Source organism: Streptomyces sp. ICC1, from assembly GCF_003287935.1.
Taxonomy (GTDB): Bacteria; Actinomycetota; Actinomycetes; order Streptomycetales; family Streptomycetaceae; genus Streptomyces; species Streptomyces tritrimontium.
Genome location: NZ_CP030287.1, coordinates 7,194,892 through 7,210,208 on the forward strand (window position 1 = coordinate 7,194,892; position 15,317 = coordinate 7,210,208).

Annotated in this window: 13 protein-coding genes; 1 reads left to right on the plus strand and 12 read right to left on the minus strand. The window is 73.1% G+C overall.

Annotated features, from left to right (window positions below):
• Positions 1-58: 58 nt before the first annotated feature.
• The 5 genes from DRB96_RS33650 to DRB96_RS33670 all read right to left on the minus strand — a co-directional run bounded on the left by DRB96_RS33650 (position 59) and on the right by DRB96_RS33670 (position 6,383).
• A complete protein-coding gene (locus tag DRB96_RS33650; RefSeq protein ID WP_112451848.1) occupies positions 59-1,033 on the minus strand; it encodes an ABC transporter ATP-binding protein in 975 nt (324 codons plus the stop codon).
• Positions 1,033-1,932 carry an ABC transporter permease gene (locus tag DRB96_RS33655; RefSeq protein WP_112451849.1) on the minus strand — a complete coding sequence of 300 codons (900 nt, stop codon included), beginning with the start codon at positions 1,930-1,932 and terminating at the stop codon, positions 1,033-1,035. Before DRB96_RS33655 ends, DRB96_RS33650 begins: the two co-directional genes overlap by 1 nt.
• Complete coding sequence (locus tag DRB96_RS33660) at positions 1,929-2,894, minus strand: ABC transporter permease (RefSeq protein ID WP_112451850.1); 966 nt, start codon at positions 2,892-2,894, stop codon at positions 1,929-1,931. The genes DRB96_RS33655 and DRB96_RS33660 overlap by 4 nt, the downstream gene beginning before the upstream one ends.
• Positions 2,891-4,567: an ABC transporter substrate-binding protein gene (locus tag DRB96_RS33665; RefSeq protein WP_239516540.1), complete on the minus strand. Its 1,677-nt coding sequence runs from the start codon at positions 4,565-4,567 to the stop codon at positions 2,891-2,893. Before DRB96_RS33665 ends, DRB96_RS33660 begins: the two co-directional genes overlap by 4 nt.
• A 133-nt stretch (positions 4,568-4,700) precedes the next feature.
• Positions 4,701-6,383 (minus strand): amidohydrolase, encoded by a 1,683-nt coding sequence (locus DRB96_RS33670; RefSeq protein ID WP_112451851.1) that lies wholly within the window; start codon positions 6,381-6,383, stop codon positions 4,701-4,703.
• Between the two features lie 129 nt (positions 6,384-6,512).
• On the opposite strand from DRB96_RS33670, the gene DRB96_RS33675 reads away from it, so the two are divergent.
• Complete coding sequence (locus tag DRB96_RS33675; protein ID WP_112451852.1) at positions 6,513-7,211, plus strand: TetR family transcriptional regulator; 699 nt, start codon at positions 6,513-6,515, stop codon at positions 7,209-7,211.
• A 55-nt stretch (positions 7,212-7,266) separates the two neighbouring features.
• Here the strand turns inward: DRB96_RS33675 and DRB96_RS33680 are convergent, their stop codons facing one another.
• The 7 genes from DRB96_RS33680 to DRB96_RS43350 form a co-directional block, all read right to left on the minus strand.
• On the minus strand, positions 7,267-9,318 hold the full coding sequence (locus DRB96_RS33680) for a prolyl oligopeptidase family serine peptidase (RefSeq protein WP_112451853.1): 2,052 nt from the start codon (positions 9,316-9,318) through the stop codon (positions 7,267-7,269).
• A gap of 96 nt (positions 9,319-9,414) precedes the next feature.
• Positions 9,415-9,714, minus strand: coding sequence for a hypothetical protein (locus DRB96_RS33685; RefSeq protein ID WP_112451854.1), 300 nt, complete (start codon positions 9,712-9,714; stop codon positions 9,415-9,417).
• 13 nt (positions 9,715-9,727) lie between these two features.
• Positions 9,728-11,332: a hypothetical protein gene (locus DRB96_RS33690; RefSeq protein ID WP_112451855.1), complete on the minus strand. Its 1,605-nt coding sequence runs from the start codon at positions 11,330-11,332 to the stop codon at positions 9,728-9,730.
• The gene (locus DRB96_RS33695; protein ID WP_162688504.1) at positions 11,323-12,471 is read right to left on the minus strand and encodes a ThiF family adenylyltransferase; all 1,149 of its coding nucleotides are present in this window, start codon (positions 12,469-12,471) and stop codon (positions 11,323-11,325) included. The genes DRB96_RS33690 and DRB96_RS33695 overlap by 10 nt, the downstream gene beginning before the upstream one ends.
• Entirely contained in the window at positions 12,468-13,880 is a 1,413-nt protein-coding gene (locus DRB96_RS33700) for an ABC transporter substrate-binding protein (RefSeq protein WP_112451857.1), read from the minus strand. The genes DRB96_RS33695 and DRB96_RS33700 overlap by 4 nt, the downstream gene beginning before the upstream one ends.
• Complete coding sequence (locus tag DRB96_RS33705; RefSeq protein WP_112451858.1) at positions 13,870-14,871, minus strand: cupin-like domain-containing protein; 1,002 nt, start codon at positions 14,869-14,871, stop codon at positions 13,870-13,872. The genes DRB96_RS33700 and DRB96_RS33705 overlap by 11 nt, the downstream gene beginning before the upstream one ends.
• 129 nt (positions 14,872-15,000) lie before the next feature.
• A complete protein-coding gene (locus DRB96_RS43350) occupies positions 15,001-15,156 on the minus strand; it encodes a hypothetical protein (protein WP_162688505.1) in 156 nt (51 codons plus the stop codon).
• Between the last annotated feature and the right edge of the window lie 161 nt (positions 15,157-15,317).

The following is a 15,317-nucleotide window of genomic DNA, read 5'->3' on the forward strand; positions in this document are numbered from 1 at the left end:
CGGGCGCCGGCCGTCAGCTCGCCGGCCGTCAGCTCGCCGTCTGTTCTGGGCTCGGTGGTCAACGGTCCTCCTCGCGGGTGAGTTCGGCGGCACGGTGGCAGGCGACCTCGGCCGGGCCGTGCCGTTCCAGCTCCGGCCGGGACCGGTCGCAGCGGCCCGGTTCGGCGAACCGGCAGCGGGGTGCGAAGGCGCAGCCGGGCGCGGACTCCAGCAGTCCCATCGGGGCGCCGGGGATGGGGGTGAGGCGGCCGAGGGGGCCGGCGAGCGGCGGGGAGGATTCGAGCAGGCCCGCGGTGTAGGGGTGCCGCGGGGTGGCGAAGAGGTCCGCGACGGGCGCGGTCTCGACGATCCGGCCCGCGTACATGACGTAGATCCGGTCGCTGACGGAGGCCGCGAGCTCGATGTCGTGGGTGATGAGGAGGAGTCCGAGTCCGCGTTCCCGCTGCAGGCGTCCCAGGATGGCCAGGATCTCGGCCTGGGTGCTGACGTCGAGGGCGGTGGTCGGTTCGTCGCAGAGCAACAGCCGGGGTTCGGCCGTGAGGGCGGCCGCGATCACGACGCGCTGGAGCATTCCGCCGGAGAGCTCGTGCGGGAACTGCTCCAGGTGCCGGACGGGATCGGGCAGGCCGACCGCGTCGAGCAGTTCGGCCGCCCTGACGTTCGCCCGCGCCTTGGACCAGCCGTGGACCAGGCGCAGCGGCTCGGTGAGGAAGTCCCCGACCCGGCGCACCGGGTTGATGGCGGCCCGGGGGTCCTGGTAGATCATCGCGGCCTTGTTCGTGCGCACCTCGCGCAGGCTCGCGGGGGTGGCGCCGACCAGGTCGGTCCCGTCGACCCGGACCCGGCCGCCGGTCTCGGCGCCCTGCGGGAACAGGCCGAGGGCGGCGCGGGCGGTGACCGACTTGCCCGAGCCGGATTCGCCGACCAGGGCGACGACCTCTCCGGCGGCGACGGTGAGGCTCACCCCGCCGAGGACGGGCCGGGCCATCGCCGGGAGGGTCACGCTCAGGGCTTCGTACGAGAGCAGTGTCATCAGGAGTCCCTCCCCGCGAGCCGGTCGCCGAGGTCTTCCCCGACGACGTTGAAGGCGACGACGACCAGGACGACCGCCACGGCCGGCGCGATCGCGGACAGCGGCTGCCCCTGCAGGACGGCCGCCTGCCCCTGGTTGATCATGGCGCCCCAGTCGGGGGTGGGCGGCTGCACGCCGAGGCCGAGGAAGGACAGGGCGGCGAGGTCGAGCAGCGCGTAGCCGAAGTTCACCGTCGACTGGGCGAGCAGCGTCGGGGCGATGTTGGGCAGCAGTCTGCGGACCATGACGTACAGGGCCGAGTGGCCCTGCACCCGGTAGGCGGCGATGTAGGGGCGGGACTTCTCCTGGACGGCCAGGCCCCGGACGAGGCGCGCCGTGTAGGGCATGTACGCGATCGCCATGGCGAGTACGGGTGCCGTCATCCCCTTGCCGAACAGGGCCACCGCGAGGATCGCGAGGAGCAGGGCGGGGAAGGCGAACAGGACGTCGAGGACGCGGCCGACGGCGGTGTCGATCCAGCCGCCGCGCCAGGCGGTGAACAGGCCGACGGCGACACCGAGGGCGGTGGAGAACAGGACGACCGCGAGCGGGCCGGCCAGGCTGGTCCGGGTGCCGACGAGGAGCGCCGAGAAGGTGTCGTGGCCGCCCTGGTCGGTCCCCAGCCAGTGTGCGGCGCTCGGCCCCAGGAGGGTGTCGCCGAGGTGGCCGAAGGTCGGGTCCTGCGGGGCGATCCAGGGTCCCAGCAGGGCGATCAGCGCGAACAGGACGAGGAGGAGCAGGCAGGTCCGCTGGAGCCGGCCGCCGCCGAGGCGGCGCAGCCGGGCGAGGCGGTCGGGCCGGGTGCGCGGGGAGCGCGGAGCGGCCGTGGCCGTGTCCGTGGCTTCGGGAAGTCTGCTCATCGGGCGCTCCCCGCCGCCGTGCGCGGATCGATCAGCGGGTGGACGAGGTCCACGAGCGCGTTGACGACGACGAACGCGGCGACCACCAGCAGCACGATGGCCTGGACGACCTGGAAGTCCAGCTGGTCCACGGACTGCACGAGCAGGGAGCCCACTCCGGACATCCCGAAGGCGGTCTCCACGATCGCGGTGCTGACCAGCATGCCCGAGACCAGCAGCGCGGAGACGGTCACGATCGGTCCGAGCGCGTTGCGCAGGACGTGGCGCCGGATGACGGTGCGCCGCGGTGTGCCGCGGCTCAGCGCCACCTCCACGTGGTCGCGGCGCAGCTCGTCGAGCATGGCGGAGCGGGTCACGCGGGTCACCAGGGCGGTGAAGGTCACGGACAGGGCAGCGGCCGGGAGGACCACGTGGTGCAGCCGGTCCAGGACGCCTTCGCCGTTCCCGATGGTGGGGAACCAGCCCAGCTGGACCCCGAGCACCGACCTGAGCAGCAGGGCGGCGACGAAGGCGGGCGCGGCCGCCCCCACCGTCACGAACAGCATCAGGGAGCGGTCGGTCCGCGAGCCGCGGCGCAGGGCGCCGAGGATGCCGGAGCCGATGCCGAACACGGCGATCATCAGGCCGGAGACGCCGATCAGCAGCATGGACGAGGGCAGGCGCGACCAGATGACCGAGCCGACGTCCTGGTGGAAGAGGTAGGAGCGGCCGAAGTCGCCTTGCAGCACCCCTTCGAGCCAGTTCCAGTACCGGACGAGGAACGGCTCGTCGAAGCCGTACTGGGAGCGCAGCGCGGCGAGGTCCTCGGGGCTGGGGCTGCGTCCCTTGATCAGGAAGCTGGCCGGGTCCCCGGGCGCCAGGAACAGGGAGGAGAAGACGAGGAAGGAGGTGGCGAGCAGGGTGGCCGCCATGCCGGCCAGGCGGCGCAGCACCCGCCCGGCACGGGCGAGGGCGGCCGTCATCCCTTGGCCCCGATCTCGGCCGCCCACGGGTGGTAGAGGTAGGCGATGGAGGGCTGGACGCCGGTGATCTTCTTGCCGAGGAAGACGCTGACGGGCTGGGTGTACAGGGGCAGCCAGGGCAGTTCGCGCGTGGCGATCTTCTGGGCCTCGGCGTTGGCGGCCGCGTGCTCGGCGGGGTCCTGGGCTCCGACGGCCCGGGCGACGGCCGCGTCGAAGGCCGGGTCGGACCAGTTGCCGTAGTTGCTGAACGCGCCGGTCTCCAGCGAGGCGAACATGTCCAGCGGGTCGGTGATGGACGTGTACCAGAAGGTGAGGAAGAGGTCGATGCCCTCGCGGGCCGCCGGGTCGGTGAACAGGGTCGTGTACTTCTCCGCCGACAGGGAGTCGATCTGGGGCTTCAGGCCGATGGCCGTGGCCGCCTGTGCGACGGCCTGGGTGATGATGGTCGTCTGGGAGTCCAGTGGGCTCGTCGCGATCACTATCTTCTGGCCGTTGACTCCGGCCTCGGCGGCGAGCGCCTTGGCCTTGGCCGGGTCGTACGGGTACTTCGGCAGGTCCTTGGCGAGCGCTTCGCGGGTCCCGGCGGGCGCGTCGGCCCAGAGGTTGTCGGTGACGAGCGAGTCGGAGACCTCGCCGACCCCGCCGGCGCCGGCCTTGACGATGCCCTCGCGGTCGATGGCCATCAGCAGGGCCTGGCGGACCCGGGGGTCACCGAGGGGGCCGTCGAGGTTGCTGACCACCTCGTCGGCGACGGTGGTGTTGCGGCCGAAGTAGAGCTTTCCGGCCTGGGTGGAGGCCAGTTGGGCGTAGGCGTTCGGCGGGACCATCCAGCCGCCGTCGACCTCGCCGCTCTGGAAGGCGTTGACGCGGGTGGTGGCGTCGGCGAGGAAGACGAACTTCACCTCGCCGGACTTGGCCTTCCGCTCCTGGTTCCAGTAGCCGTCGAACCGCTTGAGCGTGAGGGACTGGCCGGAGGTCCAGGAGCCGAAGGAGAAGGGGCCGGTGCAGTTCACGCCGGTCTGCGGATTGCCGTAGTCCTTGCCGGACTTGGCCAGGGTGGCGGCGGACTCCACGGTGCCGGGGCCGGCGGCCAGGTACTTGTTGAAGGTGGAGTCGGGCTTGGCCAGGGTGACGGTGACTTCCATCGGGCCGGTCTTGTCGATGGCCCGCACGTTCTTGTACTGGTTGGCCCAGACGCTGGCCGTCTCGGGGTCGAGGTTGCGGCTCAGGGAGGCGACGACGTCGTCCGCGGTGAGCGCGGTCCCGTCGTGGAACCGCACGCCGGGGCGGATCTGGTAGACCCAGCTGGTGGGCGTGGGGTTGGTGTACGAGGCCGCGAGGCCCGGCGAGGTCGTCAGGTCGGGGTTCCAGCGCAGCAGGCTCTCGCAGACGTTGGAGAGGATCTGGTTGGGCGGGAAGTCGAACGAGTAGGCGTAGTCGATGGTGGTCGGCTCCGCGTAGACGGACCAGGTGAAGGAGGCCAGGTCTCCGGCGGCGGCGGGCGTCTTGTCCGTGAGCCGGTAGGCGGCGGCCTGGTCCTTGTCGGGGCGGGCGGCGGTGCTGCACGCGCCGGTGAGGAGCACGGCGGCCGCGGCGAGGCCCGCGGTCACGGTGTGGCGGATGCGGCCGCGGACGCCGCGGTGCAGCGGGGATCCCGATCGGGCTGATGACATCGTCTGGCTCCCTGAGGGATGAGCTCGGTGGGGTGGGTGGCGCCCGGCCGGTGGCGGGCCGGCCGGTTGGTGCTCAGGCGGTTGATGCTCAGGCGGTTGGCGCTCAGGCGGTTGGCGCTCAGGCGGCTGCTGCTCAGTCGGTGGCGGCGAAGACGAGCTCGCCGTCGATGTACGTGCGCAGCACGCGGGTGTCCGCGATCTCCAGCGGGGGATGCGCGAAGGGGTCCCGGTCGAGGACCACGAGGTCCGCGCACTTGCCGACCTCGACGGTGCCGGTGACCTCGTCGAGGTGGTTCACCCACGCGCTGCCGGCCGTGTAGGCGGTGAGCGCCTGGGAGAGGGTCAGTGCCTGCTCGGGGAAGAAGGGCGGCATCGGTTCGAACGTCCCGGCCGAGTTGGGGGCCTCGTCGGGTACGGAGCGGTTGACGGCGACGTGGATGCCCCACAGGGGGTTGGGGCTGCTGACCGACCAGTCGCTGCCCGCGACGAGGCGGGCCCCGGCGCGCAGGAGGTCGCCGAACGGGTACTGGAGCCGGGCCCGTTCCGGTCCGAGGAAGGGGATCGTGAGCTCGTCCATCTGCGGTTCGTGGGCGGCCCACAGCGCCTGGATGTTGGCGGCCGCGTCCAGGCTCGCGAAGCGCTTGACGTCGTCGGGGTGGACGATCTGCAGGTGCGCGAGGTGGTGGCGGTTGTCGTTGGCGCCGTTGGCCTCGCGGGCCTCGGCGAGGGCGTCGAGCACCTCGCGTACGGCCCGGTCGCCGAGCGCGTGGAAGTGGATCTGGAAGCCGGAGCGGTCGAGCAGGGACACCGCCGCGGTGAGCACCTGCGGGTCGATGAAGCTGAGCCCGGAGTTGCCGGTGGCGCAGCCGCAGCCGTCGAGGTAGGGCTCCAGCAGGCCCGCCGTGAAGTTCTCGGCGATACCGTCCTGCATGATCTTCACGCTGGTGGCGTTGAAGCGGCCGACCCGGCCGCCGAGGCGGCGCTCCTCCAGTTCGGGTATCTGCTCCAGGCCGCGTTCGCGGTCCCACCACAGGGCGCCGACGACGCGTGCGCGCAAGGAGCCCTCGCGTGCGGCGCGCAGGTAGACCCCGTAGTTGTCGGGATTGCCGGGGAAGGCGCCGATCATGGCGTCCTGCCAGCTGGTCACGCCGAGGGAGAACAGGTGCTCCTGCGCGGCCAGCAGGCCGGCGAGCGCCTCGTCCGGCGTCGCGATGGGGACGTGGCGCGCCACCAGCTCGACGGCGCCCTCCTGGAGGGTGCCGGCCGGGCTGCCGTCGGCCTCGCGCTCGATCCGGCCGTCGGCCGGGTCGGGGGTGGCGGCGTCGACGCCGGCGACTTCGAGCGCCCGGGTGTTGACCCAGGCCCCGTGGCCGTCCCGGTTGGTGAGCAGGACGGGCCGGTCCGGGACCACCGCGTCGAGCATGGCGCGGGTCGGCGTACCCCCGGGGAAGACGTCCATCGACCAGCCGCCGCCGCGGATCCAGGCCGCGTCGGGGTGGGCCGCGGCGAACGCGGCGACCACCGCGAGGTAGCCGTCGATGGTGCGCTCGTCGCTCAGGTCGCAGCCGAGCATCTGTACGCCGGCCACCGCGGGGTGGACGTGGGCGTCCTGGAATCCGGGGACGAGCAGGCCGCCCGCGAGGTCGACGACCTCGGTGCCGGCGTCCGCGAGGGAGCGGACGGTGGCCGCGTCGGCGACGGCGGTGATCCGGCCGTCCGTGACGGCGACGGCGGCGTCGATCGGGGTGGGTGAGGTCCCGGTGAAGACCCGCCCTCCCACGAAAACGGTGTCGGCCCGCTGGCTGGTCTTGCCCATCGACGCATCCTCCGGCTCGGCGGGAGATACCCGCACGGCTTGTTCGTTGAGGAGGAGTGAACGGGAGCGCAACAATGTTGTCAACGGTGTTGCGCTGGCTCTGTTCCAAATCGATACACTGGCCGCACCATGCCGAAGCCATCCGACACACCCGCCCGGTCCAAGCGCGCGGGCAGCCAGCTCACACCCGACGCGATCATCGAAGCGAGCCTGCGCATCGCGGCCCGCGGAAGCGCCGACGCCTTCACCGTCAGGCGTCTCGGCGAGGAGCTCGGCGCCGACCCGACCGCGATCTACCGGCACTTCCGCGACAAGGACGAGCTGCTCCTGTCCGTCGCCGACCGCACGCTCGGAGAGGTGCTCGACAGCATCCCCGAGGGCCTCGACTGGAAGGACCGGCTGCGGGCGCTCGCCGACGGCTCCCTCGAAGTCGCGCTCAGGTATCCGGTGGTCGGCTCGACCATGGCCAGCCGGACCACCCGCAGGCCCAACGAGTTCCGCGTCGTCGAGCTGATCCTCGGCGCGGTGACCGAGGCCGGGCTCGAAGGGGCCGAAGCCGCCGTCCACTACCGGATGGTCGGCGACTCCCTCCTCGCCTACGTCGGCCAGCGCGCCGCCTACCTGCTGTTCGACCCGGACGTACGGGCGGCCGACGAGTCCTCCTGGAGCCGCGAGTACCGGCTCGTCGACCCCGCGGGGTTCCCCCACATCACCCGGCTGAGCGGCCAGTTGGCCGAGGTGACGGACGAGGAGATCTTCCGGGCCAGGGTCGAGGCGCTGATCAACGCGATCGAGACCCGGGCCGAAACGCTGCGGGGCGGCGCGTAGACCGCCCCGCCCGGCCCGCACCGCCCCGCACCGCCCCGCACCGCACACCGCACGCTCACCTCTTCGGGGTCAGCCGCTCCCACAGGAAGGTGTGGACGAGCGCCTCGTTGAAGGCGGTCTGCCCGTGGTCGGTGGCGCCCGCGTGGCCGCCGCCGAGGTGCTCGTGGAACAGCACCGGGTGCCCGAGCTCCCGCAGCCGGGCCGCCATCTTGCGGGCGTGGCCGGGGTGGACGCGGTCGTCGCGGGTCGAGGTCAGCAGGAGCAGCGGCGGGTACGCGGGCCCGTCCGTCCGGATCTGGTGGTACGGGGAGATCCCCTCCAGGTGGGGCCGGTCGGCCGGGCTGTCGGGGTCCCCGTACTCGGCGATCCAGCTGGCTCCGGCGAGCAGCTTGTGGAAGCGGAGCATGTCCATCAGCGGCACGTGCGCGACGACCGCGCCGAACAGCTCCGGGTCGCGGGTGAGCATCGCGCCCATGAGCAGCCCGCCGTTGCTGCCGCCCTCGATGCCCAGCTGCGCGGGCGTGGTGACCTCCCGGGCGACGAGGTCCCGGGCCACGGCCGCGAAGTCCTCGTAGGCCCGGACCCGGTTCGCGCCGAGGGCCGCCTTGTGCCAGTCCGGCCCGTACTCGTGGCCGCCCCGGATGCCCGCGACGACGTAGGTGCCGCCGCGCGCGAGCCAGGCGCGGCCGGTGACCGCGCTGTAGCCCGGGACCATGGAGATCTCGAAGCCCCCGTACCCGTAGAGCAGGGTGGGCCCGGGGCCGGGGCGGTCCTCGGGTCCGACGAGGAAGTACGGCACCTTCGTGCCGTCCGCGGAGGTCGCGAAGTGCTGGCGGACGGTGAGCCCGGCGGTGTCGAAGAGGGCCGGGCCCTGCTTCACGCTCTCGTCGGCGCCGGCCGGCGCCGTCCCCCGGTAGAGGGTGGACGGCTGGAGGAAGCCCGCGACGTTCAGGAAGAACTCGTCGCCCACGTCCGGGTCGGTGCCGGTGACGGAGGCCGTGGACAGCGGGGGCAGGCCGGCCAGCGGCGCGCGCTCCCAGCCGTCGGGGCCCGCGCCGGGGGTCAGGATCTCCATCCGCGAGGAGACGTCGGCGCTGGTGGTGAGGATCAGGTGGTGGCGGGTCCAGCTCCAGCCGGCGAGGGCGGTGTGCGCGTCCGGGGCGAACAGCACCGCCGCCTCCCGCTCCCCCGCCAGGAACGCCTCGAAGTCGAAGGCGAGCAGACTGCCCGCGTCGTGGCCGAGCCACGGGGACTTCGGGGCGACGATCAGCCACTCGCGGTGCACGGAGGCGCTGGCGTCGTCCGGCACCTCGATCTTCAGGGGTTCGGCGGCCTTCGGGGGCTCGGCGCCGGTCCCCGCCTCGGGGAGGAGGAACAGCTCCTGCGTCCAGAAGTCGATCTGCCGGTGGACGAAGTCCCGTTCGAAGCCCGGAGTGTCGTCGTGCCACGCGGAGGCGTTCACGTCCGTCGGCCGGCCCTCGTAGACCGTTTCGGCCTCGGCCAGGGGGGTGCCGCGGTGCCAGCGGCGCGCCTGGAGGGGGTAGCCGGACGGGGACATCGAGCCGGGGCCGAAGTCCGTGCCGATCCAGACCCGGTCCCGGTCGATCCAGCCGATCCGGGTCCTGGCCTCCTCGACCTGGAACCCGTCCTCGACGAACTCCAGCGCCTCCAGGTCGAACTCGCGCACCACGCAGGCGTCCGCGCCGTCCCGCGAGAGCATGACCAGGGCGTGGCGGTGATCGGGAGCCAGGACCGCGCTGCCCGCCCAGGCCCACTTCTCTCCCTCGGCGGCGGCGAGCGCGTCCAGGTCCAGGAGCGGCTCCCAGTCGGGCCGCTCCTTGCGGTACTCCTCCAGCGTGGTGCGACGCCACAGGCCGCGCACGTGGTCGGCGTCCTGCCAGAAGTTGTAGAGGTGGCGGCCGCGGCGGCGCGCGTAGGGGATCCTGCCGTCGTCGTCGAGGGCCTCGCGGATCCCTGACTCCAGCACCTTGAAACCGGGGTCGGCCGCCAGCGCGGCCACCGTCTCGGCGTTGCGCTCGCGGACCCAGTCGAGGGCGGCCTCGCCGGATACGTCTTCGAGCCAGAGGTAGGGGTCTGCATCGCTCATCCGCCGATTGTGCAGGATCGGCCGGCGTGACTCCGACCGCGGGGACGCCCGGCCGGGCGGTCCGGGGACGGTCCGGGGACGGTCCGGGGGCCGACGTCACGGCCGGACCGTTGCCCGGTCCGCCCCCGCCTCCGCCCGCGCGGCGGCGGCTTCGAGGCCGAGCAGGAACCCCTCCCGGGAGAGGCTGTTGACGGCCGCGTGGCCCGTGCTCCCGCGGTACCGGATGCTCACGGAGAAGCCGGCCTGCCGGTACGACTCCTCGCGCACGGGTGCGTCGTCGAGCAGGAAGAACTCGTCCCCGAGCACGCGCTCGGCGAAGAGGTCGATGCGGATGCCCGTGGCGGCCCGTACCTCCTCGAGCAGGTCGGCGATCCCGGCCGTCGCGGCGGCGTCCACGCCGAACGGCCGGTCAGCGGCCGGCAGCGGCGACCGGGGCGGTCGCGGGATCGGCGGGCGTGGCCTCGTCGTCATGGGTTCCATTCGTGGTGACGCGCCATCCGTGCTCGGGGGACCAGTGCCGGATGAAGCCGGCCATGCGGAACGGGGTCGCCGTCTCGACCAGGACGGCCAGCGATGCGGGGTCCGCGGTCCGCGCGGCCTCCAGCGAGGCGCGGCCCACGAAGTCCAGGTCCGCTTCCCGCGCTTCGAGCCCGGCCAGCTCCGCCAGGAACACGATCTGCCGGCGCGTGGCGATGACGAACGCGGCGGAGGCCAGCTCCCGGATCTCCGAAAGGCCCTCCTCGGGAAGGGCGGTGAGCAGTGCGGCGATCGCCCGCGTCGAGTTGGCGTTGATGCCGGGGTCGTGCCGGCGCAGCGCGGCCGCCAGGTCGATCTGCTCCCGGGCCGGGGTCTCGGAAGGATGCTCGACAGCGCGGTAGCCGGCCCGCAGGTGGAAGGGGAAGAGCCGGCCCAGGGCGGACTGCGCGAAGACGGTCTTGCGTTCCGGCTCGGCCGGCGGCACACCGGACGACCCCGACCCCGACTCCGACCCCGACTCCGGCCACATGCGCGCGTTCAGCGAGAGCCCCCGGAAGGCGGGGTGCACGATGACCCGCTCCTGCAGCAGGACGGACCCGTTGATCCGGCGGAGCGTCTCCAGCGCCTCGAACTCGCGGGGGAAGGGCCGGCAGAAGACCTTGACCGCGGCGAGCGTGCCGCCGACGCGGATGGTGCGCACCTCGGTGACGAGGTTCTCCCAGTCGATCCACCGCTCGTCCTCGACGCGGTAGTGGTAGTCGGCCAGCTGCTCGTAGTCGGCGCGGTCTCCCGCGGACTCCGCGAACTCCTCGCCGATCCACCGCTCGATGCGCCGCCCCGGCACGTACGCGCCCACCGTCTTGCGGGCCGTGCCGTCGAAGTCGAGCCGGAGGTGTTCGTCCGGGGAGAGGAACTCGTGCAGGTCGTCGTGGGCGGTCGCGACGACGGCGTTCAACCGCAGGGAGCGGCAGACCCGCTGGAAGTTGTGGGCGATGACCTTGGCGGTGGTGCGGTCCAGGTTGGAGCAGAACTCGTCCACCACGATCAGGTCGAAGCCGTCACCGCCCTCGCCTCCGCCGCCCTCGCTGCCGTCACCGCCGCCCGTACGGGCCAGCCGGGCCAGGGTGAGCCGGTGCCGCTGTCCGTCGGAGAGGTGCTCCGGCCGCGACATCATCAGCCGGGGCTCGCCCAGGCCGAACCGTCCCAGCCAGGACACGGTCGCCCCGACCTCGCCGTCGAAGAGGTCGATGACGCGGTCCGTGGGGCCGTGGGGCGGCAGGTCGGCCACCGTACGGACCTTCGCGAGGCGGGACAGCTCCCGCAGCACGCTCGACTTCCCGGTTCCGCTGAAGCCGGTGACCAGGGTGATGCCGTCGAGGGAGACGGAGACCGGGGCGAGGCTGACGGTCTCCTCGGCGCTCTCCACGCCGAAGGCCTCGCGCAGGGCCCAGGCCCGTTTCGACAGGGGCCCGCCCTCGCGTGCGTGCCGTACCGCGATGGTGACCGCCCGCGGGCCGGGGGAGTTCGTCATCCCCATGTCCTCTCCTCGCGCGTAGTTGAGTTTCCGAGGTCCACGACGAACCGCGCGTTCGAAGCGCGGGTGGCGCGGCTCAGGATCACGCCGTTCGTCCACTCGCCGACCATCCAGGCCGCCGTCACGGTGTTCACCGGGGCGATCGAGGCGCTCATCACCGGGTCGGCGAGCGTGGTGCGGGCGAAGGCGCCCAGTTCCGCCATCTCCCGTGCGAACTCCCGGTGGGCGGCGTCCGCTTCCGGTAGCAGCAGCGGCCCCACGGCCGCTTCCTCGAGCCCCGCGGCCGCGAAGATCACCGCGCCGCCGTGCGCGCGGGCGTGCGCGGCCAGCAGCAGCGCCAGCGTGCCCACGGGCCGGTCCGCGCAGCAGAACAGCGTCCACGACCCACGGCTTCCGGGCCCGCCGGGGTCGCCGGTCCCACCAGGCCCGCCGGCCCCGCCGGCCCCGCCGAGTCCGCCCACGGTGTCCTCGTCGACGAAGACCTGCGACGCCGAGATCTCGGCGTCCGGGTACCGCTCCCGCAGGAAGTCCCGCAGGGCCTCGGTCTTGGGCCGGCCGAGGTCGCGGCGCCGGTAGCTGAACTGCCGGTTGAAGTTGGTGATCTCGACCCGGTCGTGGTCGACGAGCAGGAGGTCCCGCACGCCCATCGCGCACAGGTGGGTGGCGACGATGGACCCCGTTCCGCCGCAGCCCACGACGACCGCCCGGTGGCGGGCGATCCGCTCCATCGCGTCCTCGGGCCGCGGGTCGAAGTGCGCCAGCCAGTGCCGCTGCTTGGTGTACTGGTCGGCCGATCCGGCGCGGGGCAGGGGTACGAGCATGCCGCGCGCCTCGAACACCTCCAGCAGCGCCAGCTGCCGGGGGCTGAGGGCGCCGCGGCCGTCGGGCCAGGCCAGGCCACCGGCGAGCCGTCCCGCCAGCTCCCGCAAGCCGTCGTCCGCGCCGTCGATGCCGAAGCCGTTCTCCCCGATCACCAGCAGTTCCCCGGCTTCCCCGGCGGCGATCGTGGTGTTCGCGCGGAGCATGACCCCGGCGGGGAAGCGCCGCCGCAGCCGGTCGAGGAGTGGCGCTTCCCCGGTCCCGTTCACGTCCCCGTCCCCGTATACGCCCTCGTCCCCGCTCGCGCCCCCGTCCCCGGTCACGTCCACTCCCAGGGCGCCCGCGCCCGGCGCGCGAGGAAGATCCCGGGCACCTCCGCGAGCGGGAGGCACAGGGCGTTGTCCAGCAGGATGGCGTCGAGTTCCCCGACGGCTTCCTCCAGCGTCTCCGAGGTCTGCGGGGAGGTGTCGTAGCGCCGCAGCACCTTCAGGTAGGACTCCAGCGACGCGTGCGTACGCAGTGCCTCCAGGAACACCAGCCCCCGGTGGACCCCGAGCGGGTCCTGGCGCAGCCCGCGGAAGAGGTTGAGGCGCAGGTCGGCCGGGCGGGACCGGGCCTCGTACCGGTCGGGTACGAGTTCCACCGCGATGCCCGCCCGCCCCAGGAGCCGGGCGGCGGCCCGGGCGAGCTCCCGGTTCGGGTAGTACGTGTCGTACGCGAGCCGGTGGCGGGGGCCGGGCGCGGGCCGCGCGATCCGGCCGGCGGGGACGGCCTCGCGCTCCGCCGCCCCGCGGAAGGCCCCGTCGAAGTCCCGCACCGGCAGGAAGCCGTCGCGCGCGAGCAGCGGGGCCGGCAGCAGGGCCCCGGCTCCGGGCGCCGCCAGGGCGCGGCGGATCGCCTGCCGTGCGGTGTCCGCGCCCGGGCCGAGCAGGGCGCCCTCGAAGCACAGCGCGACGATGATGCCGAGCGGCCGGATCCGCAGGGCGGGGTGGGCCGCGTACTGCGGGTACCGGTGCAGGGGGAAGGCGGTGTCGGAGGTGACGTCGATCCGGCCTTCGGCGAAGGCCGCGATGCCCCGCTCGGGGCTCTTGATCCTGCGGACGAGCACGCGCGCGGCGCCTTCGGCGCGGTGGCCGGCGCGGTCGAGGACGATCGTGCGGGACGTCGCCCGGGCGATGCGGTACCGGCCGACGCCGTCGCCCGTACCGCGGTACGGGGCGAGCGCGGGCAGCGAGGTCATCAGCGGGAACCCGAAGTCCGGTTCGGCCAGGGTCACCCGGAGGCGGTCCCCGCGGGCGTGCACGCGCTCGACGTGGCGCAGCCAGTAGCCGGTGGCGGTGTGCGAGGACGCGGCGCGGCGCAGGGCCTTCGCGTAGTCGGCGGCGGTGAGCCGGCTGCCGTCCGCCCAGCGGGCGCCGGGGCGGACGGCGAACTCGTGCCGGCGCCCGTCCGGGGAGGAGTCCAGGGAGCGGGCACCGATCAGCGCGGGAACGCCGTCGCGGTGGGCGAGGAGGGGGCGGGTCGTGAGCGCGGCCAGCTGCAGTCCGCTGTGGTCGCTCCAGTCGGGCTGTTCCGGCGTGGACGGCATGGAGTCGAACGCGACGACGGTCTCGACGTCGTACGCGCCCTCGCCCTCGCCCTCAGCCTCGTGCGCGGCCGCGCTACCGGCGCCGTACGCGGCCGCGCCCCCAGCCTCGTACGCGCCCGCGCCCCCGGCCCGGTCAGCCGGCATCGGACGGCGCCTCGTGCTCCGGGCCGTCCGGCCGCTCCGCGCCCCACCGGGCCAGCGCCCGCCCGTACTCCTCGAGTTCGGCGGTCATCCCGCGAACCCAGGCGGCCTCGCGGGCGCGGAACGCCTCGTCGTCGAGCTCGGTCGGCGGGGTCTTCTCCTCGCGCTCCGCCCACGTGCGCACCTGCGCGTTGCGGGCCCGGCGCAGGACGGAGATGGGCTCGATGAGCCGCGTCTCGAACTGGGAGAGGAAGGACAGGAGCCGGCGCTCCTCGACGAAGTTGGCGGTCAGCATGAGGTTGCGCTCCGGATTGCGGACCTCGTGGTACCAGTCGCCGGGGATGTAGAGCGTGTCCCCGGCCCGGAGCGTGACCTCGTGGACGACCGCGCCGGCCGGCCGGAGCACCTCGTCGTACGAGGCCGCCGACCACAGGCCGTCCCCGGGCCGCAGCTTCCCGCCGGCTTCCGGGGTCACCAGCCGCAGGGTCTTGCTGCCGCTGAGGACCGCCAGCCAGGCGCTGGTGGAGAAGGTGTCGCGGTGCAGTCCGGTGGAGCATCCGGGCTCGCCGAAGAACAACCACATCCGGCCGAAGCGCACTTGCTCCGGAAGCCTCTCGATGCAGTCCTCGGAGAAGATCTCCGGAATGTCGAAGTCGTCGAGGAGCCCCGGGCAGTCGCGGACGAAATTCCATTCGGCGAGGTATTGCCGGTCCCTGACGAGTGCGGTGTCGGCCGGGGTGTTCTCCCAGTAGTCCAGGAAATCCCCGAGCGTGGTGTGGGCGAGCGTGTAGTCGTATTCCGAACCGGCGGGGTAATTCCGGACCGGCACGGGCGTCGGGCCGTACTCCCGGCGGAAGAACTCCGTGGTCCACAGCCCCCGCGCGCGCCACGGTGCGTGCAGGCCGCGGATGACCACCGGCCCGTCGATGTCACCCAGGTCGGCGGCGGCCTGGGCGTCCAGCGTCCGCAGGGGGGTGACCGGTATGGGCGCCACGCGTGTCCCTCCTCATGAGACCGGGCCGGAAGCGACGTCCTCCCCGTGGAGGGTGTTCCACGGGGAGGATGTGGTGACAAAACAGCCCTTGTGTTCCTCGCTCCGGGCTATTTCGTCACGCGTGGCGGATCAACAACGGCGGGCGAGCCCCGCGACCATCGCGGGGCTGCTCAGGTCGGTGACGCGCAGCTCGATGCTCTCCCGCGCACTCACGCGGTCCTGCTCCTGGACGGGCTTCGGGGTGAGTTCGGGGGTGACGGTTTCGGTCTTCTTGGCCTTCTCCACGGTTCCTCATTTCTTGTGGAAATTGATGTTGCCGCGTTGTCCGGAGTGAATGTGCTCCGGCACCTGGATGTTAGCGAGTGGCCGGAATGAGCGTCTATGCCGCATCGGTCAAGACGGCCGGGAATGGCCGATTCCTTGTCTGGATGTGGCTGGTTTCGCAA